The sequence below is a fragment of the uncultured Methanobrevibacter sp. genome (assembly GCF_905235195.1).
Lineage (GTDB): Archaea > Methanobacteriota > Methanobacteria > Methanobacteriales > Methanobacteriaceae > Methanarmilla.
Map to the genome: position 1 here is coordinate 1 of NZ_CAJOKH010000048.1, position 23,283 is coordinate 23,283.

At 25.7% G+C, this 23,283-nt stretch carries 21 protein-coding genes and 1 pseudogene; 15 read left to right on the plus strand and 7 right to left on the minus strand.

What is annotated here, in order from left to right; translation table 11 throughout:
- Both QZ146_RS06605 and QZ146_RS06610 read right to left on the minus strand, forming a co-directional pair.
- The coding region (locus QZ146_RS06605) for a helix-turn-helix domain-containing protein (protein WP_295722877.1) at positions 1-247 on the minus strand (247 nt) is incomplete at its 3' end.
- Between the two features lie 187 nt (positions 248-434).
- A complete protein-coding gene (locus QZ146_RS06610) occupies positions 435-632 on the minus strand; it encodes a hypothetical protein (RefSeq protein WP_295722878.1) in 198 nt (65 codons plus the stop codon).
- A gap of 967 nt (positions 633-1,599) precedes the next feature.
- Here QZ146_RS06610 and QZ146_RS06615 point away from each other — a divergent pair.
- The 4 genes from QZ146_RS06615 to argB all read left to right on the plus strand — a co-directional run bounded on the left by QZ146_RS06615 (position 1,600) and on the right by argB (position 6,530).
- On the plus strand, positions 1,600-2,013 hold the full coding sequence (locus QZ146_RS06615) for a hypothetical protein (protein WP_295722879.1): 414 nt from the start codon (positions 1,600-1,602) through the stop codon (positions 2,011-2,013).
- A 1,092-nt stretch (positions 2,014-3,105) separates the two neighbouring features.
- The gene (locus QZ146_RS06620) at positions 3,106-3,678 is read left to right on the plus strand and encodes a hypothetical protein (protein ID WP_295722880.1); all 573 of its coding nucleotides are present in this window, start codon (positions 3,106-3,108) and stop codon (positions 3,676-3,678) included.
- A 176-nt stretch (positions 3,679-3,854) separates the two neighbouring features.
- Positions 3,855-5,111, plus strand: a complete 1,257-nt coding sequence (gene argJ, locus QZ146_RS06625) for a bifunctional ornithine acetyltransferase/N-acetylglutamate synthase (RefSeq protein ID WP_295722881.1) — start codon at positions 3,855-3,857, stop codon at positions 5,109-5,111.
- Positions 5,112-5,648: 537 nt separating this feature from the next.
- Positions 5,649-6,530 (plus strand): acetylglutamate kinase, encoded by an 882-nt coding sequence (gene argB, locus QZ146_RS06630; protein WP_295722882.1) that lies wholly within the window; start codon positions 5,649-5,651, stop codon positions 6,528-6,530.
- A 201-nt stretch (positions 6,531-6,731) separates the two neighbouring features.
- Here the strand turns inward: argB and QZ146_RS06635 are convergent, their stop codons facing one another.
- Both QZ146_RS06635 and aksF read right to left on the minus strand, forming a co-directional pair.
- Positions 6,732-8,249, minus strand: a complete 1,518-nt coding sequence (locus QZ146_RS06635) for a class I adenylate-forming enzyme family protein (protein ID WP_295722883.1) — start codon at positions 8,247-8,249, stop codon at positions 6,732-6,734.
- A 17-nt stretch (positions 8,250-8,266) separates the two neighbouring features.
- Positions 8,267-9,271 carry a homoisocitrate dehydrogenase gene (gene aksF / locus QZ146_RS06640; RefSeq protein ID WP_295722884.1) on the minus strand — a complete coding sequence of 335 codons (1,005 nt, stop codon included), beginning with the start codon at positions 9,269-9,271 and terminating at the stop codon, positions 8,267-8,269.
- Between the two features lie 208 nt (positions 9,272-9,479).
- Between aksF and QZ146_RS06645 the strand changes: the two genes are divergently transcribed.
- From QZ146_RS06645 to QZ146_RS06660, 4 genes are all read left to right on the plus strand, one after another.
- Positions 9,480-9,956 carry a HEAT repeat domain-containing protein gene (locus QZ146_RS06645; protein ID WP_295722885.1) on the plus strand — a complete coding sequence of 159 codons (477 nt, stop codon included), beginning with the start codon at positions 9,480-9,482 and terminating at the stop codon, positions 9,954-9,956.
- Positions 9,957-10,433: 477 nt separating this feature from the next.
- Complete coding sequence (locus QZ146_RS06650) at positions 10,434-11,357, plus strand: class II glutamine amidotransferase (protein WP_295722886.1); 924 nt, start codon at positions 10,434-10,436, stop codon at positions 11,355-11,357.
- Between the two features lie 12 nt (positions 11,358-11,369).
- On the plus strand, positions 11,370-12,044 hold the full coding sequence (locus tag QZ146_RS06655) for a tributyrin esterase (RefSeq protein WP_295722887.1): 675 nt from the start codon (positions 11,370-11,372) through the stop codon (positions 12,042-12,044).
- Between the two features lie 10 nt (positions 12,045-12,054).
- Positions 12,055-13,536, plus strand: coding sequence for a glutamate synthase-related protein (locus tag QZ146_RS06660; RefSeq protein ID WP_295722888.1), 1,482 nt, complete (start codon positions 12,055-12,057; stop codon positions 13,534-13,536).
- A 166-nt stretch (positions 13,537-13,702) separates the two neighbouring features.
- On the opposite strand, the pseudogene QZ146_RS06665 reads toward QZ146_RS06660, so the two are convergent.
- Positions 13,703-13,903, minus strand: a pseudogene (locus QZ146_RS06665) (DUF2115 family protein); the annotation flags it as partial.
- Complete coding sequence (locus QZ146_RS08865; protein ID WP_365316821.1) at positions 13,900-14,124, minus strand: DUF2115 family protein; 225 nt, start codon at positions 14,122-14,124, stop codon at positions 13,900-13,902. The pseudogene QZ146_RS06665 and the gene QZ146_RS08865, both read right to left, overlap by 4 nt.
- A 543-nt stretch (positions 14,125-14,667) precedes the next feature.
- Here QZ146_RS08865 and QZ146_RS06670 point away from each other — a divergent pair.
- A complete protein-coding gene (locus QZ146_RS06670; protein ID WP_295722889.1) occupies positions 14,668-15,141 on the plus strand; it encodes a hypothetical protein in 474 nt (157 codons plus the stop codon).
- A 48-nt stretch (positions 15,142-15,189) separates the two neighbouring features.
- Here the strand turns inward: QZ146_RS06670 and QZ146_RS06675 are convergent, their stop codons facing one another.
- Positions 15,190-15,978 (minus strand): alpha/beta fold hydrolase, encoded by a 789-nt coding sequence (locus QZ146_RS06675; RefSeq protein WP_295722890.1) that lies wholly within the window; start codon positions 15,976-15,978, stop codon positions 15,190-15,192.
- A gap of 345 nt (positions 15,979-16,323) precedes the next feature.
- On the opposite strand from QZ146_RS06675, the gene nikR reads away from it, so the two are divergent.
- The 6 genes from nikR (at position 16,324) to QZ146_RS06705 (ending at position 22,858) form a co-directional block, all read left to right on the plus strand.
- Positions 16,324-16,779: a nickel-responsive transcriptional regulator NikR gene (gene nikR, locus QZ146_RS06680; protein WP_295722892.1), complete on the plus strand. Its 456-nt coding sequence runs from the start codon at positions 16,324-16,326 to the stop codon at positions 16,777-16,779.
- Positions 16,780-17,166: 387 nt separating this feature from the next.
- Positions 17,167-17,976, plus strand: coding sequence for a methyltransferase domain-containing protein (locus tag QZ146_RS06685; protein WP_295722894.1), 810 nt, complete (start codon positions 17,167-17,169; stop codon positions 17,974-17,976).
- 159 nt (positions 17,977-18,135) lie between these two features.
- Positions 18,136-18,606: a hydrogenase maturation peptidase HycI gene (gene hycI, locus QZ146_RS06690; protein ID WP_295722896.1), complete on the plus strand. Its 471-nt coding sequence runs from the start codon at positions 18,136-18,138 to the stop codon at positions 18,604-18,606.
- A 111-nt stretch (positions 18,607-18,717) separates the two neighbouring features.
- On the plus strand, positions 18,718-19,854 hold the full coding sequence (locus QZ146_RS06695) for an acetyl-CoA carboxylase biotin carboxylase subunit family protein (protein ID WP_295722898.1): 1,137 nt from the start codon (positions 18,718-18,720) through the stop codon (positions 19,852-19,854).
- 267 nt (positions 19,855-20,121) lie between these two features.
- On the plus strand, positions 20,122-21,207 hold the full coding sequence (locus QZ146_RS06700; RefSeq protein WP_295722899.1) for a glycosyltransferase family 4 protein: 1,086 nt from the start codon (positions 20,122-20,124) through the stop codon (positions 21,205-21,207).
- A 169-nt stretch (positions 21,208-21,376) separates the two neighbouring features.
- Positions 21,377-22,858, plus strand: coding sequence for a Mur ligase family protein (locus QZ146_RS06705; RefSeq protein WP_295722900.1), 1,482 nt, complete (start codon positions 21,377-21,379; stop codon positions 22,856-22,858).
- Positions 22,859-23,283 lie beyond the last annotated feature (425 nt).

The window sequence follows — 23,283 nt, forward strand, 5'->3', positions numbered from 1 at the left end:
CTCCCGCATATTTTGGAATTATGCCTTCAGGACCTTCTTCGTTCCATCTGTTAAACCAAACATATGCATTTGAATATGATACTCCATTTAATTCGGCTGCTTCTTTAATACTCATTCCAGAATAGCATGATTTTATAAAATGAAGTCTATTTAATACTTTTACATCTTTTTCTAACTTTTTTATCCTTTTATCTAAATCTTTAACAGGGATATGTTTTTTTATTTCTTTTTTAGTAATTCCAGACATAATAATTATTATGAATTTCATCTTTATTAAAAGTTTGGTTTTTAACTATAAAATACAAGACAATAGTAGTAATAATATAAAATTAGGATTTTTATTTATTTTTTTTATATATATTTAATTTTAAAATTAGCTGGGAATTATTATTTGGTTAGAATAATAATTTTAAAAATAGTTTTTAGTTAAAAATCTAAAGTTCTTCTTCACTACGACGTTTAGCATCGAGTAAGATACGTGTAACTTCTTTAGACCTTGCACCTTTATCTAATTTCCAATTCTCAGACGCATTACTGTCTAACCAAATAGCTAAGTCTTTTGGAAGAGAAATATTCATCCGTGATTTTTCGGATAGTTTCCAAATCCTATCCACTTCTTCTTTATTTGCCATTATACATAATTTTCATTAAACCTATATATATTCTTTGCTTATTATTTGCATAAATAGTTATATATTTTTATATGTAATAAATTCTTTACTGACATATTACTAATCATACTTGATTATACTCAACTATACTAATTTTTATATTTATATAATTATGTGTGCATGTGTGTATGTACACAATAATTTTATATTTTTCAATATTTTTTATTAGAATTTAGTGATTTTAATTAACTTATTTTTATTTATTCTTATTAATTAGCATTATTAGTTTAATTAATAAAATGAATTTAATAATATATTTAGAGTATTATTAATGATATAGTATAATCTTTATATTATATTTTTTTTTATTATATTTTCATTTTTTAAAATTTTTAAGATTATTATTAACTATTTTTTATGTTTAAACAATTATAATTCATTTTAATTTTTTTTTTATTAAAATTTTATTATTAGATTTTATGCTTATATGTGTACACACTTACACACATAACAAAGTATATAAATAGATTTTAATATATTATAGTGTAATTAGTGTAACATGAAGATGTTCACAGTTTAATATGAATGTATTATTTTGAATATCAGTTGTTCTTTTTATACATTCATGTGCTTTTTGGAAGTTATTATTTCATAAGGGAATATACAATACTTTTAATAGGAAATTCATTTCACATTCATTTCAATATTAAAATTCTTCAATGTATAAAAAGGAAAATAATAATTTTTTTTATACATATTGTAAATCTAAAATAAAAATTTCTCAAATAACAGGTTCATAGAAATAAAAATTTCTTTATAAATGTATAAATTGAAATAATAATTTTCCCATTAATATCTAAAGGGGGATAATAATTATAAATTCTTATAATATTTGTAATTGTTTATAATTAATGGTTTATATTAGTACTGTTTAGTGTTAGTCTTTGTGTATTCATTATTTTATGATTAAATTTAGGGTTTTGAGGAAATGAGAAGAAGAAGACGAAGGTCAAATAGTCAAAAGAAACTTATGATAGGTTTTGTTGTGCTAATTGTTGGATTTGGTTTAGGATCCACAATTGGCATTTCAATGGGATTTACTGGTGATGAAAAAAATGTTGTGCAGAATAATACTACACATATGCCCGTAGATGTAACAAATAATATTAGTTTATATGAAAATAAATCTATGGAAAATATGGATAATTATACATCCGAGTATAATCAAGTCCAATCTAATGATGTAAATTATGATTACAGTGACTATGGCTCTGATAATTATGATTATAGTTATGACTCTTCTTATGATGATAGTGGAAGTGAATCCTATTATGAAACTGACGGATACTCTGAAGATTACAACAATCAAACTACAGATGTTGATTCATCACAATATTACTAAATTAGAAGATTCCTTCTTTATTTTTGACATAGTCATTTAATCTAAACTATATTCTACTTTCCCTATTAATTTATTTTTACTTTTAATCATAAATGGAACTTTTTATTTAATCCTATTTATTTAATATTTCTATATTCAATTGATTAATTTTATTATTTTAAGCCTTTTAAACAAGTTTATAATAATTTTATTTATTCATATTCTCTTTTAACTTATAACTAAGTCATTTTTTATAAAACCTATATTTCTTTTTTATTTCATAGGATTTTAGTATATTTTTTATCTTTTTTAATATTTTAATATATAAATTAGTTTTCAATTTAAAACATAATTTAAATAATTTTAATTTCAGTTTCAGTAATTTTTAATAATTATTACTTATTTCTAATATTTTATAATATTTTATTTTGAATATTTAATTGATTATTTAATTTTTATTATTTTTAAATAGTTATTTTATAATTATATGTATTTTTATGAATTATATTTTTATAAAATTCCTTTAAATTATGATTTTTTTATTTAAAATTGATTTATTTTTAAATTATTTATTTAATATAAATTAACTTAAAATTTTTCTATTATTTTTTTTATTCAATTTAATTTGTTCATTGTTGTTTACTTTTTTTAAAAATTATATTATTTTTATTTGATTATATAATTTAATTCTATTAGTTTTTAATATATTTAAGATTTATTTGTTTTTATTTTATTTATCCGCACCAGTTTTCTTTAAACTTAAATTTTTATCTTCACATTTTTTATTTATAATTTTAAGGATTAAATTTTAATATACATTTATTATTGAGTATAAATATTGGTTATTTACTAATTTTTTATTAAATAAATTTTATATAGTATGTTGTTTAATCCATAACTAAGAATAAACAATTTAATGGTGAATATAAGTTGTTAGAACTTATAACTAAATTTGATATTTAAAATTTTTATAAATAATATCATAATTAGTAATTATGAAAATTTAATCTATAATTAGATTTAAAAAAATTAGAAAAAATTATTATTATTTAATATTATAAGAAGATTCTCAGTTAAATCTGTTGTAATTAATTAGTAACTGGAGGTGAAGATTTGAAGACTAAAAATAAATTAATTATTGTGTTTATTTTTATTTTTATTGTTACTGTTTTATGTTCTGTTTTTGCATACTTATCTATTGTAAATCATAGTCAATCAAATTCTTCATCACTAAGATATTCAACTGATGAATTTATTTCTCAAGGACAAATTGTTCCTGTTATCACTGTTCACATGAAACCTAGTGTTGAAACAGGTCTTCCATATAAAGAATATACTAGATCTTGGGTTAATTACTGTCCATTTTGTCACCAAATTGGTACATTAACTGATACACCTAAAGATACTCATAGAAATCAAACAGTTCCTGAAGGAGAAATTACATGCGATATGTCTCGTGGGGGATGTGATGCAGATTTTGATGGAGTAACTGGTAAAGATAAACTTTGGAGAAATGTATATCTTATACGTGCTGATTCTAATCAAATATTTAATACTTCAAATGGCAATTATATATTTTTAAATAGTTATGATATGGATGGTAAATCCCTTGTTAGAGATGATCAACTACGTGAATTAGATTCAAATAATACAGATATTGTAGGAACATCTTTTTATGGAGAATAAATGCTTTTTTTTAAAACTAATTATTTGAATTTAAAAATATTATACAAGTTATAATTCAATTATTTTTTTATTATATGCTCATTTTAATTTTATAATAAAATTTATAAACTTTAAATATAATTAGAAATAAAATATATTTAGTTAAATCTTTAATAGAATTAATTTTCGGTGATTATATGTCAATTAATGAGGATAATATTAAACTTATTGATGGTGGAATATGTGCAGTTAGCGGTGTTGAAACTGGAGGTATTAAAGAAGGAAAATATGGAGTTGCAATTATTCTATCTTTAGATAGTAATGCTCAAGCAGTTTTTACTTCTAATAAAGTAGTTGCAGCACCTATCATTCATACCAAAAAAATTATTAAAGATGGTAAATTGTCTGCTATCGTCGCAAATAGTGGTAATGCTAATTGTTTTACAGGTGAACAGGGTATTAAGGATTGTGAATATATTGTAGACCATACTAGTAAATTGTTAAATGTTCCAAAAGACCAGATAGCTTCCTCTTCAACAGGTGTTATTGGCCGTAAAATGCCAATGGATATTATTGAACCATTAATTGATAAAGTATCAGAAAAACTTGATCATTCTGCTGAAGCATCAACGGATGCTGCAAGTGCAATCATGACTACTGACACTCATCCTAAAGAATGTGCAGTTGAAATAACTATTGATGGTAAACCTGTTAGAATTGGTGGAATATGTAAAGGTAGTGGTATGATTGCACCTAATATGGGTACAATGTTAGCATATATTACAACCGATGCAATAATAGATTCTAAGTTTATTAAAATCGCATTATCTAATTCTGTATCTAAAAGTTTTAACATGATTGTTGTAGACGGTGATGAAAGTACTAATGATACGGCATTATTAATGGCAAATGGCAAATCAAATGTGGAAGTTGTTGATAGAGATATAATCAATAAAGACTTCCAGAATGCACTTGATTATTTATGTATTAATTTGGCTAAACAAATGGTTCGTGATGGTGAAGGTGCAAGTAAATTTTTAGAAGTTAATATTAAAGGAGCATTATCTCCTTCAGATGCAATATTAGCTTCAAAATCTGTAGCAAGTTCAATGTTATTTAAATCAGCAATATTTGGTGAAGATCCTAATTGGGGAAGAATAGTCTCTGCTGTTGGTTATTCTGGATGTGAAATGAATCAAGATATTATTTCTATATCTATTGGAAATGAAAGTACTTTTAAAAATCCTCTCACAGATAAATCAGTTTACCTTGTTAAAGATGGTGAAATATTGGCATTTGAAGAGACAGAAAACCTAAAAGTAGCAGAAAAATTTATGGCATCTAATGATATTGTTGTTGATATAGATTTAAACCTATCTGATGGTGAGGCAACTGCATGGGGTTGTGATTTAACATATGATTATGTTAAGATAAATGGTGAATATACTACCTAAACAATTTTTTTTTTATTTTTATTTTAATAATTAGAAATAAGCTAAACTTAATCTTATTATGGAAACTATTATATACTATAATAAAGATACTAAATTTATATTATTTCAATTCTTATTCTAAATGAAATTATTATTTAAGAATTATTTTTTATTAAAATATTTTAATTATAATATTTTAATTAATTATTTATTAAAATTAAATTTTATAGGTGATTTTATGGCAAAAGTAAAAGGTACAAACAGAAGAACCAGACCAAAATCTGGTTATAAAAAACCAGGAAGTAAACATGGAAGAGGAGCTAAACAAATTTGGAAAAAACGATAATTTAAAAAAATCTTTTTTTACTTCTTTTCAAACACTTTACAAATATGCTGGTTTTAAATATTTTTTTATTAGAAATTTTAATTGTTTTTTATAAATAATAATTATTAATCTTTTAATTTTATAATATTTTATTTAAAATGTTATTTTATGATAATCAGTTTTTGATTATATTTTTAAATTCATTAAATTTTAGATTTATTGATAGTGATTATATGTATGATGTAAATATTTTAGTGGAAGCATTACCTTATATTAAAAAGTTTCATGGTAAAACAATATTGATTAAATATGGCGGCCATGCAATGATTAATGAGGAAGCAATGGCTTCAACTGCCAGAGATACAGTACTATTAAAATATGTAGGAATGGATCCTATAGTTGTACATGGCGGAGGTCCTGAAATTTCAAGGTCTATGAAAAAATTAGGTAAAAAAGCTGAATTTGTTGAAGGCCTTCGTATAACTGATGAAGAAACTATGGAAATTATTAAAATGGTTCTTGTTGGTAAAATTAGTACTAATATTGTTTCTCAAATCAATTTACATGGTGGAAAAAGTATTGGTATTTCAGGTAAAGATAGTGAACTTATTCATGCTAAAAAAAGTCCTAAGAAAGTAATCATTAATAAAACCACTGGAGAATCAAAAGAAGTGGATTTAGGTTTTGTTGGTGAGGTTACCTGTATTAATAATGATATACTTGAAATGTTTACCTCTAATGGTTATATTCCAGTAATTGCTCCTATTGGTTTAGGTGAAAATGGAACAACATTAAATCTTAATGCAGATACTGCTGCAGGTGAAATTGCAGACAGTATGGGTGCAGAAAAACTTATTATTTTAACTGATGTTCCAGGAGTCTTACGTGATCCTAATGATCCATCAACATTGATTCAAAGAATTCATATAGATGAGATTCCAGGACTTATTGAAGAAGGTATTATTACTGGAGGTATGATTCCAAAAATTGAAACTTGTGTAAATGCTATTAAAGGAGGAGTAAAATCAGCTCACATCCTTGATGGTAGAATTCCACATTCAATACTTCTTGAAATCTTTACAAAAGGAGGTATTGGAACAATGATTTATGGTTAAATATAAATCATTTTCTTTTTTCATTCTATTTTTTTATAAAAACACTTATTTTTATTATATTAGTTTATTTTTTTATTAAAATAGTTTTTTTTATTATTTTAATTTATTTTCATCAAAATAAGTATTATGGTCATTTAAAGAAATAATTCAATTTATATAATATTTTTTTAAAATAAATATAATAATTAAGAATTTCCGGTTTTATTCGAAATAATTATTATATTCTTCTTTTAATTTTCGTCTAAGTAATTTCCAACCATTTATTCTTGGAAGAGTATCTCTTGTAAAGATTTTACGAGGGATTTTATATCTTGCAAGATATTTTTTTCCATAATTGATTAAGTCTTCTTTAATTTTTTCTTCATTTTTTTCATTTACCATGTCTTTCCAGATTACTGCTGCAACAGGAAGTTCTCCTTTGTGACAGTCATTAATTGAAAATACTGCTATATCTTTAACTGCTTCGTGTTTAATTAAGATTTCTTCTACTTCAGTAGGATATATTTTCCATCCGCTCATTACTATCATATCTTTTTTACGATCTGTAATAAATAAACGATTATCTTTATCTATATATCCAATATCACCAGTTAAAAACCATCCATCTTCAAGAAATGCTTTTTTTGTTGCTTCTGGCATATTCCAATATCCTTTTGCTATTGCTCCTCCACGAAGTGCTATTTCTCCCTGTTTGTATTTATCTAAATTAATCTTTGCATTATCTGAATCAACAATTTTTACCTCAGATAAACATACTGGATGACCTACACTTTCATATTTATCTGCACTATAATAGTCTTCTGCTCGAATTACAGTTCCTGTTCCTATAACAATGGTTTCACTTAATCCATATGCATTTATTACAGGTATGCCATAGTCATGTTGGAATTGTCTCCATATTTTTTTATGAAGTGGACCTCCACCAGAGATTATCTCACGTACAGAGCTAAATTGTTTTGCATATTCAGGATGTGTTGATAATGTATGTATTATAGGTGGCATTCCACTTAATACGGTTACTCTTTCTTTCTCACAAAGATTTCTATAATCGTCAATATTGTATTCTGCCATCATGATATAAAGCGCACCTGCAGAAAGTGCTGAAATTGCCCAGGAAATACCTACATGCGCCATAGGGTATATGATTAATGCAACATCATTTTTCCTTAATTGTAACACCTCACATTCATTGTGTATTGCGGTAAACCAATTACCGTGTGTAAGCATAGATCCTTTAGGTTTACCTGTTGTACCTGAGGTATATTGGAGTTGACATAAATCATCCCACTCAGTATATTCTGCAGGTAGAATGTCTTTTTCTCTATATCCATCAAGTTCTTCAAATTTTGGAATGTATGAGTCAATATTTAATTTTTCAACTAAATCTTTAGCTTCCTCATCTGTTATAATGAGTTTACATTCTCCATCCTCTATCATATATTGAATTTCATCATCTGTTAATATCCTGTTTGTGGGAACAACAACTCCTCCAATTCTCCATATGGCAAATATTGAAAATAAATATTCTGGAGAGTTTTTTAAATATATTAAAACTCTATCTCCTTTTTTAATATTTTTACTTTTTAAAATTCTTCCAATTTCGGATATAATAGATAAAAATTCTTTTGATGAATAGTTACTATTATGTTCTGGACAATAGAAGATGTCTTTTGATAATCTTTTACTGTTTGCATCTAGAAAAGTGCTTATATTAATCATAATATCACTAAAAATTTTTATTCAAGTTCTCGAATATTACATAAAACTGCATCAGCCATTTCATATGTTTTTGCTTTTCCTCCTAAATCGGGAGTAAGTACATTTCCTTTTCTTAAAACTTCACTGCAAGCTTTTTCAATTAATTTAGCTTCATATTCATATTTAAGATAACTTAACATCATAGATGTTGAAAGTAAGATTGCAATTGGATTTGAAATATGTTTACCTGCAATATCTGGTGCGGACCCATGCACTGGCTCGAAAAGACCATATTTTTCTCCAATATTACCACTTGGAGTTAATCCTAATCCTCCCACAAGTCCTGCAGCTTCATCAGATAAAATGTCTCCATAAAGGTTTTCGGTTACTATAACATCAAAAATCTGAGGCATAGTAACAATATATAGAGATGTTGCATCTACATAGTAATCTTCAGTTTCTATATTAGGATAATCTTTTGCAACTTCATAAAAAGTCTTTTTAAACAATCCATCTGTTAATTTTAAAACATTAGATTTATGAGCAGCTGTAACTTTTTTTCTTGATTCTTTTATTGTCTGTTTAAATGCAAATTCACAAATTCTTTTTGATGCTTTTTTTGTAATTATTTTTTTTGCAATTACTTTTTCGTCCTCTTCGATAATCTCTTCATCTTGTGAATATAGTCCTTCTGTATTTTCACGTACAATAAGAAAATCTAAATCATTATATATGGATTTTACTCCTTTAAATGATTTTATGGGTCTTAAATTTCCATAAGTTTCAAGTTCCTTTCTAAGTGTAACAATAGGACTCTTTTGATTTGGTGTTGAAGTAATTGCTCCAAATAATATAGCATCTGATTTTTTAGCTATTTTTAAAGTTTCATCAGGTATTGTACTACCAGTCTTATAAAAACATTCTCTTCCGGCTAAAGCATTATTATAGTCAAAATTCAAATCAAAATAATCTAGAACATATTGTGCTGCTTTCATTACTTCTTTACCTATTCCATCTCCTGGAATTATTGCTATTTTTTTCATATTTTTAATCTCTAAAAATTTGTTCGTATATCTACGAAACATATTTATAATTGTAAAATGAAATTTATATATTATTATATAATATAATACTAGTCTATAGCTATTAAATTTAATAAAATTTTTGAATAAATCATTAAGTTTATTATATTTAAAGATGATAAAATATATTATTATTAATATGGAAATATTGAATAATGGGGTTTTCACTATGGAAAAAAGTATTGATGATTTAATTGAACAATTAGGTTCAGCTGATGAATTTGAAAGAGAAGAAGCTTTAGGTGAGCTTCAAATAAGGTCTGAAGAAGCTTTTGATTCTTTAGTTGAAGCATTAAAAAATAGAAATAAAAATATAAGGAGATATGCTGCACAAGTTCTCGGTTATATTGCTGATGAAAGGGCAATTGAACCATTAGTTGGAGCACTTGAAGATAACAATAAATTAGTTAGAAGGGAAGCTTCAACATCTTTAACAAGAATAGGTGAACCTGCTTTTCAACCTCTAATTAATTTATTAAAACATGAAAATTGGAGAGTTAGAGGTGCAGCTGCTTGGGCTTTAGGAAGTATGAAAAAACCAGAAGCTATTGGGCCTTTAGAAGAACTTCTTAATGATGAAAGTGGTTTTGTAAAAGCAGGTGCTAAATCCGCTATAGATCAAATTAAACAAGCTAATGGTCTTTAATTTTATTTATTAAATTCTTATTTAATAATTTTAAATTTTTTTAAATAAAATTCTTCTTTTTTAATATCTTAATATTTTTTTAAATTTTTCATTTTTTCTTTTCAATTTTTTTAATATTTTGAACTTTTTTTATTTTTTTATATATTTATCAATTTTAATAATGAACATTGTTTAATTTTTTTCTTGATTATTATTAAATTTTAATCATTTCCTATAATTTTATTTGTTTTTTTGAAAAATTTAATAAAATTTCTACTATGCCGGAATGTATTTTCCACCATATTTATATATTATAAAATAAAGATTATTATTTGTACTTTTATAAAATTTTTTTATTAAAACAGTTTTAAATTTTACTTATATCTTTTCGAAAAGACTTAAAAAACTTTTATCATTTCTTCTTTTTGGAAAGATTAAAAAAATTATAATAAACTTACAATGATAAATTTATAAATCTTTTCTGGAGGATTAAATAAAATGTGTGGAATTGCAGGAATAGTATATAAGGACGGAAATCTTCATAATGTTGGAGATGATATGACAAACATGCTTCATGCCCTTCAACATAGAGGTCCTGATTCAGCAGGTTTTGCATTATATGGTGGTTTAGGTCTTAAAGAAGATGAATATATTTTAAATATTCAGCTTGAAAATACGGATAAAAATTTATTACGTAAAGTCCAAGACCAGATTAATATGATTTCACCTATTGAATCTGATAGATTAATCTCTACTACTGAAAATGCAAATTTATATCAATGTAAACTTAAACTTGATGATTTTCATATGTTAAAACCTTTAATTCAACAAGTTGATAATATTGATGATAGTGTTGTTGTTATTAATGGTGAACATTCATTTAGTATGATTAAAGATGTAGGTTCAGTACTTGATATTGCAGATAATTACAATACCCGTTCAATTAAAGGTACTCATGCTATTGGACATACCAGATTTTCCACGGAAAGTGGAGTAGATTTATATCATGCTCATCCTTTCCAAACTTATATTATTAGGGATATATCACTTGTTCACAATGGGCAAATTACTAATTATTGGAAGGTACGTGATCCCTTAGAAAGAAAAGGGCATGTGTTTGAAACAAATAATGACACTGAATGTTTAGTACATTATATTGCAGATAAAATTGATAGTGGATATAACTTAGAAGAAGCTTTAGAACAATCTGTTGAGGATATGGATGGTCCATTTTCTTATATTGTATCAACACCAAATGGTATTGGTATTGCAAAAGATAAATTAGGTCTAAGGCCTGGTGTTATGGCTGAAACAGATGATATCTTTGCTATTGCATCAGAAGAAGTTTCTCTTGGAAAAGTTATAGATACAAGCGAAGTAGAGCAAATTTATCCTGGTGAGGTAAGGGTATTTGAAATATAAACAGGTGATTAAATGGCAGATATAAAAGAAATAGATTCATCTACAATTACTCCTAGAGAACTAAATAAGAAAATAAGATTAATTAATAATGAATATGATAAGATTGTCATTAAAAATCCTGGTGCTGAACATAATCTTGTTGCCGGAATTGTTGGTGAAGGTAATATTGTAATAGATGGATCTGCAGGATATTTTGCAGGTACTATGCTTGATAAGGCTAAAATTAATGGAAATGCTGGATGGTTTGTAGGAGATAATATGACCAGTGGTGAGATTATTGTAGAAGGTTCAGCAGGTGATGGTGCAGGTCAGGGAATTTATGGTGGTACACTTGTTGTTAAAAAAGGTGTTGGTTCTAGAACTGGAGAGATTATGAAAGGAGGCACCATAATAATCGGTGGAGATTCTGGATTTATGAGTGGAATATTTATGATGGGTGGCCGTATGATTATTCTTGGAAATTTAGGTGCTGATGCAGCAGAATCAATTCTTAGAGGGGAAATATTTGTTTTAGGTGAAATTGAAAGTTTAGGAAAAAATGCAATAACTATTGATTTAACGGATGAAGATAAAAAGTGTTTAAAGAAATTACTAACAGAATATGATTTTAATTTAAGTGATGATAATTACAATAATTTTACAAAAATTGTTGCAGAAAGTTCAAGACCATTACATGGATTAGAATAGAGGTGTTAAAATGCCATATAAAGTTAATAGAAGTCAAGTATTATGTAAAAGACATTTTAATAGGCCTGGATGTTGCTGGTATTTGTGTGATGATAGGGATGAGAAAATCTGTCACAAATGTTTTTCATGTTATAATAATTGTCCTCATGAGGTTTATGAGGTGGTTGATGGAGAACCTTATGCAGTTTATCCAGATAGATGTGTTGGATGCCGAATATGTATGGAAATGTGTCCAAATAAAGCAATTGAAATTGAAGCTATTCCTGAAGATTATAGGGAATCCTGGAAGTATCCGGATATAATGGAAATAGAGAGAAAATCCCACTCTGCTAACTATAAAATTAGAAGTACAGGTGCTTTAAGGGATATTCCAACATTTGATGATTTGGTTATAACTCCTGCTCAAGTATCAAGACCACCACTTGATAATTACAGGGAACCATGTGGAACAGATGTTGTACTTGGGTCAAGATATGCAGAAAATCCATTGAAAATAGATACTCCTATTATGATTGGTGCAATGTCATTTGGTGCAATTAGTAAAGAGGCTAAAATGGCTCTTGCAATAGGTTCATCTCTTGCAGGTACAGCAACCAATACTGGTGAAGGTGGAATGTTACCTGAAGAGAGAAAATATGCAGATAAACTTATTGCTCAATATGCATCAGGAAGGTTTGGTATTTCTGCAGAAACCTTAAATAAAGGAGATGCAATCGAGATTAAAATAGGTCAGGGAGCTAAATCAGGTATGGGTGGACACCTTTTAGGGGAAAAAGTAACGGCCGAAGTTGCCAAAATCCGTATGATACCTGAAGGTTCAGATGCACTATCACCTGCAAGACATATGGATATTGTAGGTCCTGAAGATCTTGCTATGAAAATTGCACAACTAAGAGAGATTACTGAATGGAAAGTTCCTATAGCAGTTAAGTTTGCATCTGGTAAAGTTGCAAGTGATGTGAAAATTGCTGCTAAAGGAGGGGCGGATATTGTTGTTGTAGATGGTATGCAAGGTGGTACAGGTGCAGGTCCAAATGTAATAATGGAAGACTCAGGTATTCCTACACTTGCATCTGTCGTTGAAGCGGATAGGGCTTTAAGGGAAGTTAACCTTAGAGAAGATGTTAACCTTGTTATTGCAGGAGGTATTAGAAGTGGTGCTGATGTTGCAAAAGCAATGGCATTAGGTGCTGATGCAGTATATATTGCTACTGCAGCTCTTATTTCAATTGGTTGTAGAGTATGTCAGGAATGTTATACTGGTAATTGTAAAAAAGGTATTGCAACACAATCCTTAGAGTTAAGACATAGGTTAAATGTTAAACAAGCAGGTATACAGGTAGCTAATTATATTAAAGTAATGACTGAAGAGGCTTGTATGCTTGTTCAACAGGCAGGTAATACTCATTTATCAAAACTAGAAAAAGAAAATCTTAGACCATTAACTCTTGAAGCTTCTGCTTTAACAGGTATTCCAATGAGTACATTTTAAGAATTTTGAGCTTCTAATTATTTTCTTTTATTTATTTTTTTAGTTTTTAGTTTTTAGTTTTTAGTTTTTAGTTTTATATGCTTTTTAACTATTTTTGATTAGTTTTTTAATATACTATTATAATTTTAATTTCTTTACATTATTTTAAGTATTTTTAAATAATAAGTTATTCAAGTAATTCTTTTTCTTTTGCAATACAAAGTTTACATAATGCAGTTGAATTAGATAATTGGTTGTGTTTAACTGGACAATAATAAATTCCATCTTTATAGATAATTCTTTCACCTGATGGAAATGGCATATCAATTGGAGGGATGGATTCTTCTAAACTTAGTGTTGGATATATGGATATTATTCCATACATTAATGGAGTTTTATTACTTGAATCCCTTCTTTTATTTGTTTAGTATATTGGTATTCTAAGATGTCTATACATTCAACAAATTTGCTCTTATCAAATAATTCGGGCTGATCATTGTTATTTTTAATTTTTTTAAGCCTATTTAAAAAGTAGTGGATTGTAACTTTAAGATATTCTTCTCTATATGATTTTTGTATGAATTGTTCTTCTCTCTCAAGTACCCAGATGCAATCATTTCATCATAAAGTGTCATAGTCCTAGCAGTTTCTTTAATAATATTTAAAATATCATTTTTAGAAATTGTATATTTATTAAATAGGTTTTTTAATTTTAAAAACATCATAATTCCTTAAATTATTATTATAAATTAAATATTATTATTTTCATTGAAAAATTATATTTGATTAAATAATTAGTTCTTTCAAAAACTTGTGAGATTTAAATTTTTACTAGTTAGACATCACAAAAATTTTTTCGTCAATTTATTACTTATTTTTTATTTAAAAACTGATAAGTTAATGTATTAAGTGAGATTTTTATATTATATATACAATATAAAAATAAAAGCCTATTTGTATGTTGAATTGTAAAAAATTAATTATTGTAAGATAAATAAAGGTAAATAAAATTATCACATTAGTTTTTGAAAGTGCCAATTATTTTTTAACATTAAAATATATATTGTTATTAATTACAAATAATTCAATATAATTATTAAGTTTTATAATTCAAATTATATTTAAAAAGTTTTATTTTTTTATATTGATACTATGATAACTATAACAAAAAAGGAAAAGAATGTTTTAGATTCTCTTAGAAAATACTCTGGTGACTATGAGGGAGGTATACCTCAAGAAGTTTTACAAAATAAATTGGATATACATGAATACCAATTATATGAAATATTGAATAGTCTCGCAAAAAAGGGTGTTATTGAACAAGATGAAAATCGTATAAACCTTAGAGATATAAATCAGGAAATTAATACGGTGGATTCAAAACAAGATGTTATTGATGCAGAATTAGGTAAGATTGAACAGGATTCTCTTGAAATAATAAAATCTATTGTGAAAGATGGTGTTGTACCTAAATATGAACTTGAAGGTAATTTATTATATGGTCCATTAAAATTAACTGATTTTAGAATGTATCATGTTATTATTTCACTTACAAATAAGGGCATAATTAAAGCTGTACGTAGAAATGATGAACAGTATTATAGACTCATGATAAATAATGATTAGATTAAAAAATATTATTATTAGTTTCTACTTTTTTCATTTACTTTATATTTAATTTTCATATAAAAAGTCTTTAATTAATTCTTTTAAATAATCATAGTTTCTTTCAATTAAAACATTATGTTTAGTATTTTTTAATGTAATCAATTTGGAATTGTCAATATTATTAACAAGCTCATTAATTGCAGTTTTTGAAATTATGGTGTCGTCTTCCCCATAAATAATAAGAACTTCATTATTTATTTTATTTAAATTGTCATAAACATCATAGCTTTTACATGATTTTGCAGCTTTATGTATTCCATTAATATTGCGTATTTTAGCAAGTTTAAACTTTTGTATTTCTAACTCTTCTTTTGATTCGTTTAAAATATCTTCAGGTAAAATATGGTCTATTATACAATCAAAAAATTTAACAAATCCTTTATCAGAGCTTTCTTCAAGTCTATTAAAATCTTCTTCCATATCAGGGGTTATTCTTGCAGAGGTTGATATTAGAATAACTTTATTTATAATTTCAGGATATTTTGTAATTATTTCTAGACTTATATGTCCTCCAAGTGAAAAACCAACTATATTTGTTTTTTCAATATTTATTTTTTTTAGTAATTTTACAACGTCTTCTGCTAATAATTGTGTAGTATATTCTACTTCCCCTTCTTCACTTTTTCCATGACCACGTAAATCTACACTTATAACTTTAAAATAATCTTTTAAATAATCATTCAAATATTTCCAGTATTCTAAATCATCAGATAATCCATGTATTAGAACTACAGGGTAACCTTTTCCTGCAATTTTATAATGTATTGTAATAGAATTAATTTCTTCATATGGCATAATTTCATAATCCCTATAAAACTTTAATAAGTAGAAATTATATAATATTATATAAGTAATAATTTTTATTAATTTATTATTAATAAAATTTTTAATTTACAAATTTGTTTGAATATATTTTTAATTTTTTTTAAAATATTGGAATTTGTATAATTTTAAAACAATAGTTCTTTATTAATTTTAAAAAAAAAATTAGTTTTATTGTCTTTTTTCATATTTTAGTCAATAATTTTATATATTCAAAAGTATATAATTAAAATTAGTAAATTTAATATTTATAATTATTTTTATTATTTTTTATTATATTAATTATTTAATATTAAACAAAAAATAGGAGTTATTAAAATGATGAGAATCAGTATGTCACTTCCAAAGAAACTATTATCTGATTTTGATGAAGTTTTAAAAGATAGGGGATATCAATCAAGGTCAAAAGGTATAAGAGATGCTCTTCAAGATTACATTCTCCGTTATCAATGGATGAATGAAATGGATGGAGAAAGAATAGGTGTTATAACAATTATATATGATCATCATTATACTGGAGTGATGGAAGATTTAGCTGAAATACAACATCAATTTAGGGACACTATTACTGCTAGTATGCATATACATATGACTGAGAGATACTGTATGGAAGTCATTATTGTAGATGGTGATGTAAAAGATATACGTTCAGTTACTGAAAAAATGATGAAGCTTAAAGGAGTTGAACATGTAAAACTTACTAGTACGGCTAATGGTAAAAACTTCGACCAAAAAGATGGTCATACTCATGACGATTATAGTCATTCTCATTAGTGAAACTTTTTTAACTCATTATTTTTTTTATTCCGTATATTTAAAGAAATATTAAATCTTTTTTATCTTTTTAATCTTTTTATCTATTTTTTATTTTTTAAATTAGTATTAAATCTTTTTTATCTTTTTAATCTATTTTTTATTTTCAAATTTTTATTAAATTTACTTTTATCTTTTTTATAAGGTTTTAATCATTAATTTTAATGTTTTTTTTGAAAAATACTTATTTAATGAGGTCAACATGTTTTATTAACTTATTAAATGTTTTTATGATTTTTATTAAAAGAGATTATTTTTTTTTAAACTGTTTATTTATGGATATTTTAGTATTATATATCAAATTTTTAATCTAAATTTTTATAAATTAAAAGGCACATAATTTTATTGATGAAATTTAAAGTAACTCCTTATCATTCAAATTTAATTAAAGATACACAAAGGTTATCTGCATTTTATGAAGGGATATCTGAATATGCAGAAGAGTTAAATCATTTAAAGAATGAAGAAAGTATAATTAATAAAGTTGTATATGATTTAGGTTGTGGGAGTGGAGTTTTAACATACTTTGCAAGCTTGTATTTCCAAGGAGTCGTTGGTTTTGAAAAAGAATCAAAAATTGCATCATATGCAGCTGAAAACCTTAAAGAATATGATAATGCAATAATTATAAACGAAGATGTTTTAAATCTTGAAGGCCTTCAGAAGGCAGATTTCATTATATGTGAAATGTTAGATACAGCGTTGATTGATGAAGAAGAAGTATTAGCATTAAATCATTTTCTACCATTTAAAGAAGATGATGCAATAGTTATTCCTAAAGAAGTGGTAAATTTCGCTGAACCTGTAAATATGCAGAGGGATAATATTTGTTGGGAAGATGATGATTACAAGCCAAATTATGAAATCATTGGTCCTTCAATAAAGTATGGTGAAATTAATTTAAATAAAAAAATAGATGAAGACTTCTCTTCAAATTTAAAATTAAAAATAAATAAGGATTCTATCCTCAATGGAATAAAAATTACAACTGTAACATTAATTACAGATAAAATTGTATTGGGATCTACACCTATGTTTAATCCTCCTTTATTTGTGCCTGTAGATGAACTGATTGTTTCAAAGGGAGATATAATAAACTTAAATCTTTCATATAAAATGGGTGGAGGAATTGAAAGTATTAAAACAGTTATTAATTAATAAAATATTTTTTATTTATTCTATTAATAAATTAATCAAATAATTTCCATTTTAAAAGAATCTATTTATAATTTTTATTACTAAATTAATTATTTATTAATTTAAGCTAAATTATTTTAACTAAATATTAATTATTTATTAACTATAAATAGTGATATTATGATTAAAGAAGAATTAACTGATTTTCTTAAAGGATATACAAAATTAGTAATTATGGGAATCGGTAATGATATTCGTGCTGATGATGGGTGTGGTCCATATATTGTAGATAATATTAAAGATTTAGCTTCTAGCAAAGTTTCCATAATTAATGCTACAACTGTACCTGAAAACTTCACAGGAAAAATTAGAAAATTAGACCCTTCACATATTTTAATTATAGATGCTGTTATAATGAATGAAGGACCGGGTAAAATAAAAATTGTTAGAAAAGAAGAAGTTGCAGGAGTAAGTATTTCTACCCATTCAATGTCGCTTTCATACTTGGTTAATTATTTGGAAATAGAAAAACCTTATAATATTTTGTTTATAGGTATAGAACCAGAGTCAATGGAACTTGGTGAGGGTTTAAGTCCTTTGGTTAAATCATCATCTGATGATTTAATCAGTATTTTTAGAGAGATTATATAGTGAACTTAAATTCTAATTTTTTTTTAATCTTTTTAATAAACTTTATTTAATAAAATTGTTAAAATATAATTAATTAAACATTTATTTAATATTTAAGATTAATGTGATTATATGAAAATTTTATGTATTGGTTCAAGATTATTTGATGATGTTGCACCTTATTTTAATGAAAAAGGATATGATTCTATATTAACAGAATCAAATCCAAATGCAGAGAATTTAAATCTGGCAGATGATTATTTTATAGGTCCTAGAGGAATGGTTTTCCCATTTAATGTTGCTATTGAGAGAAACGTAGAGGGTGTGGTTCCTCTTATTGGTATTGATCCGCCACTTATAGATGTGGCTGCTATGAAAGAGAAAATGGAATCTGAATATAATATTCCAGTTGTATCATCAAAACTTAAACCAGTACGTATTGCTTCAGATAAATCAAAAACCAAAGAATTTTTTAATTCTATTGGGATAAACACTCCAGAATCTGCCTATATTAATAAAAATAATCTTGATAATTTTGAAAATATTATTGAAGATGCAGGTTTTACTTATCCTGTTGTTTTAAAACAAAATGCAGGGCAAGCTGGAAATGATATTAAAGTTGCACAAAATTTTGATGATGTTGTAGAATACTTTAATGACTTTGATGAGGCTTTGTGTGAAAATTTTGTTGAGGGTGCAGAAATATCAATAGAAACTTTAGGTTGGAAGGGCAAATATTTGCCTCTTGTTTCTGTATATAAAGGGGATACATCTTTTGAAGGTATTCATCCAATTAAAAGAATTAGATATGGGCCTACCAATATAAATGGTTTGGATAATGAAGAAGTAAGGTCATGTGCTCTTAAAATAGCTGAAAACCTTAAAATTGAAGGTAATATGGATTTAGATTTTATCTATGATTATAGTTCTTCTAAGTTATATGCAATTGAAGCAAACACTCGTCCAAGTGGAACAAGATATTTGACTCAAGCTTCAAGCAAAATTAATCCTCTTGAAAAACTTATTGATATGGCTGCAGGTACATTCAATATAGATGAAGTAAATGAAGAAATTAAAAATTATTATTGTGCAGAGATACCTATAGGAACCTTTGAAGGTGAAATTCCTGATAAAACATTTAATGATAAAGATTATGTAGTTCATGGACCTGAAAAATATCAAAGAATTACTATCCGATCCAGTTCAAAAGAAGATTTAATTAATCGGGTTAAAGAATTAACCGGTAGGACTATTGAAATAAATCATTAACTGATTTTTTTATTTTTTAAAATAAAAGGAAGTTTGTTCTTCATATTAATTTATAGAGGATTTTTAAAACAATAATTTTTAAAATTAATTCTATAGAGTTTTTATTATATTTTCAACTAATTTTTATTAAAATTTTATTGATTATCTTAATCTAATGATGTTGATTATTTTTTTATTTCTTTTTTTAAGAAAATATTAAGTTTTAAATAGTATTAAAATTAAAGGTACAAATGATTTATATTTTATAAAATTTTTTTGTGGTAATTTATGGATATTATTAATATTATTATATTGTTTTTTATAACAGTTTTTTCAACAATATTCTTTACATGGTATATTAAAAAGATATTACTAAAGGCAAATATAACTGACAATCCTATTGTCAGTGAACATCGTCATAAGACTGGAACCCCAACAATGGGTGGAATTGCATTTTTATTTACAATTTTATTAATATTATCAATTTACTATAAAAATATTTTAATTTTTAATACTTGTTTTATTATGATTGCTGCAGGTATAATGGGACTTGTAGATGATTTACTTGGTCTTAAGGTTTCAGAAGTTCTTTCAGAAGTTCAAAAACTTGTAAAAAATATTACAAATGGTATTGTTCATATAGGTTTACTTGATCTTAAACCTGGTGCTGAGGCAAGAGTCGCATCAGATAAAGCAAAAGCTGAAGTCGATGATTTGGTTAAAGCAAAAAAATTAGAAGTTATTGATGAACTTCCAATAAAATATGAAACTGGTGAACTTAAACAAATTATATCTCAGCTTTTTATCGGTATTCTTCTTGCACTTACAGGAGCAGTTACTACACTTGGAGGATTTAATTTAGGTTTATTTGCAGCACCAATTGTAGTTATAGCTGTTTTAGGTGCGGTTAATACTGTAAACTTGATTGATGGTATGGATGGTTTGGCATCAGGGATATTGTTTATTGCTTCATTTTCATCAGGAATATTTGGATATATTAATGGAAGGCCAGAGATTATTATACCATTTGTTTTGATTTGCGGATTATGTCTTGGATTTTTAGTATTTAACAAATATCCAGCATCAATATTTATGGGAGATACAGGTTCTATTCTTCTTGGTGCAGGATATGCTACTGCAGTACTTATATGTGATATACCATATTTTGGACTTTTAGCATTAGCTGTTCCAATATTCTCTGTTATTGTAAGTTTGCTTCACAGGGCACATTTGATTGAAATGCCAGTTGAACCTTTACATCATACATTAAACTATAAGGGGATGTCTGAACCGAAGATTATTTTATTATATTGGTCTGTTACAGCTATCTTATGTGCAGTGGGTTTAATTGTTGATTATTTCATTTTCATATAATTTTTTTATTTTGAAAATTATTCTTTATTTTATTTTTTTCAATTTTAATAACAATAGAATTTTAAAAGGATAATTTTTTTTTAAAATTAATATCTTAAAAAAGGGAAAGTATTTTTAAAGATTTTAAACAAAACAATTAATGATATTTATTTTATATTGGAGATATTTTATGGTAGATTTTAAATTATCTATTGATGAATTGGCAAATAATATTGGTGGAAAAATCATAGCATCAAATGATTATTATAATAATTGTGATTTTTCAGGAAAATTTAATTTTTTAGCAAGTGCTAAAAAGGGAGATATTGTAATTCGTCATAAGATTAATAGTAAAGGAATAGAAATAGCCACTTCAAATAATGCAGCTACTCTTATTACAAAAAATCCTACAGAAGATGCAATTGAAATGGCAAAAAAATTAAATTTTCCATTAATCATTGTTGATAAAATTGAAATTGCTAATTCATTTGCACTCAAATGGGTTTTTGATAATTTTGATTTTAGCTCTAAACGTGTTGCTATTACAGGAACAAACGGAAAATCTACTACTTCTCATATGATATATCATATTTTAAATTCAGCAAATTATCATGTTTTAACTAACACTGATTCTCGAAGTGAATTTAACACTTTAATTGATCCTATGGTTCCTAAAATGATTTATGAGGAGATTGAAAATAATGGGCCTCTTGATTATTGTGTTATTGAAGTTTCAGAAGTTCAAGGTTGGTTGGATTCTGTAATGAAAGACCATGCTTATTTGATGACAAATGCTATTAATCCTGATGTAGGTATTATAACCAATGTTACTATGGATCACATTGGTCTTGTAAATACAATTGAGGATGTTTTAAGAGAAACATCTGGTCTAGCCCGTGGGTTAAAGAAAGGTACATTAGTCTTAAATAAGGATGATATAAATGTATCTCAAATTGAACCAAATGAAGGCGTTAAAAACTTATTTTTCTCAATGGATAGTAAAAATGCATCTGGTAATGTTGTTTTTGATGAGGATAAAAAACTTGTTCTGGGAGATGGTGAGGAAATTTTAACTCTTGATGATTTACCTTTTAAAACAAATCATTTTATTCAAAATACTCTTGCAGCTATTGGTGCATGTCTTGCATTAGAGATACCATTGGATGATATTGTTAATGGAGTCAAAACATATAAGTCACTTAAGAGAAGATTCGCTAAGTTAAATGATAATCCTACTATTTATGATGATTTTGCACATAATCCTGATGGAATTAAATCAACAGTGTATGCTGGATTTAAATTGTTGTCTGATAAGGGTAATTTATGGATAATAAATGCAATTAGAGGTTCCCGTGGTGAAACATTAAACAAATTAAATGCAGAAAGTTTAGTTGAAGTAATTAATAAAATTTCTAAAGAAGATAATAGTTCAGTAAACCTTATTTTATCTAGTAGTGAGGATGTTGTAGATAATTTAAATACTGTAACTGAATCAGAAAGAGAATTATTTTGTAAGGTTCTTGATAATAATAATATTATTTATACTCATTTCAATTGTTTAAATGATGCACTTAAAACCACATTAGCCAAATCAGATAAGGATGATATTCTCTTGCTTATTGGAGCTCAAGGGATGGATCCTGCAGAGGATCTCTTAAATGATATCTTATAGATTTTTTTAATAAATTTTCATATATTTCATTGTTCTTATTGCTATTTTTTTATTTATTTCTTTATTCCTTATTGTTATTCATTTTGTTAAATATTAGTTTTTTACTTGATTTTTAAGAGTTTTTCGTTTTTGTTTTTTAATATTTTATTACAATTAATCATTTTTTGATTATTAAACATTTTTTAAAATTATTTTTTATAATATTAAAAATTAAAAATTAAAATTATTATTTTAGAGTATTTTTTATTAATATTTTTTAAAAATGAAATTATTTTTTATAATAAGGTCTTTTTATAAAAAATTGTTATAAATAGAGATTATCTTATAAAGTATTTGTCAATTTGTTAGTTGGTAATTTTGTTTTTGTGATTTTTTAGGTTAAAATTTTTGATTTTTTGCTTTTTGCGAAAAATTTTCATAAAATA

Excerpts from the sequence above, each read along its gene's own strand:
- argJ (WP_295722881.1), top strand. The coding sequence starts at position 3,855 with ATGTCAATTAATGAGGATAATATTAAACTTATTGATGGTGGAATATGT.
- QZ146_RS06695 (WP_295722898.1), top strand. The coding sequence starts at position 18,718 with ATGAAAATTTTATGTATTGGTTCAAGATTATTTGATGATGTTGCACCT.
- QZ146_RS06660 (WP_295722888.1), top strand. The coding sequence starts at position 12,055 with ATGCCATATAAAGTTAATAGAAGTCAAGTATTATGTAAAAGACATTTT.
- QZ146_RS06675 (WP_295722890.1), bottom strand. The coding sequence starts at position 15,978 with ATGCCATATGAAGAAATTAATTCTATTACAATACATTATAAAATTGCA.
- QZ146_RS06670 (WP_295722889.1), top strand. The coding sequence starts at position 14,668 with ATGATAACTATAACAAAAAAGGAAAAGAATGTTTTAGATTCTCTTAGA.
- argB (WP_295722882.1), top strand. The coding sequence starts at position 5,649 with ATGTATGATGTAAATATTTTAGTGGAAGCATTACCTTATATTAAAAAG.
- QZ146_RS06645 (WP_295722885.1), top strand. The coding sequence starts at position 9,480 with ATGGAAAAAAGTATTGATGATTTAATTGAACAATTAGGTTCAGCTGAT.
- QZ146_RS06635 (WP_295722883.1), bottom strand. The coding sequence starts at position 8,249 with ATGATTAATATAAGCACTTTTCTAGATGCAAACAGTAAAAGATTATCA.
- nikR (WP_295722892.1), top strand. The coding sequence starts at position 16,324 with ATGATGAGAATCAGTATGTCACTTCCAAAGAAACTATTATCTGATTTT.
- QZ146_RS06650 (WP_295722886.1), top strand. The coding sequence starts at position 10,434 with ATGTGTGGAATTGCAGGAATAGTATATAAGGACGGAAATCTTCATAAT.
- QZ146_RS06705 (WP_295722900.1), top strand. The coding sequence starts at position 21,377 with ATGGTAGATTTTAAATTATCTATTGATGAATTGGCAAATAATATTGGT.
- QZ146_RS06610 (WP_295722878.1), bottom strand. The coding sequence starts at position 632 with ATGGCAAATAAAGAAGAAGTGGATAGGATTTGGAAACTATCCGAAAAA.
- QZ146_RS06685 (WP_295722894.1), top strand. The coding sequence starts at position 17,167 with ATGAAATTTAAAGTAACTCCTTATCATTCAAATTTAATTAAAGATACA.
- QZ146_RS06655 (WP_295722887.1), top strand. The coding sequence starts at position 11,370 with ATGGCAGATATAAAAGAAATAGATTCATCTACAATTACTCCTAGAGAA.
- QZ146_RS06700 (WP_295722899.1), top strand. The coding sequence starts at position 20,122 with ATGGATATTATTAATATTATTATATTGTTTTTTATAACAGTTTTTTCA.
- aksF (WP_295722884.1), bottom strand. The coding sequence starts at position 9,271 with ATGAAAAAAATAGCAATAATTCCAGGAGATGGAATAGGTAAAGAAGTA.
- QZ146_RS06615 (WP_295722879.1), top strand. The coding sequence starts at position 1,600 with ATGAGAAGAAGAAGACGAAGGTCAAATAGTCAAAAGAAACTTATGATA.
- hycI (WP_295722896.1), top strand. The coding sequence starts at position 18,136 with ATGATTAAAGAAGAATTAACTGATTTTCTTAAAGGATATACAAAATTA.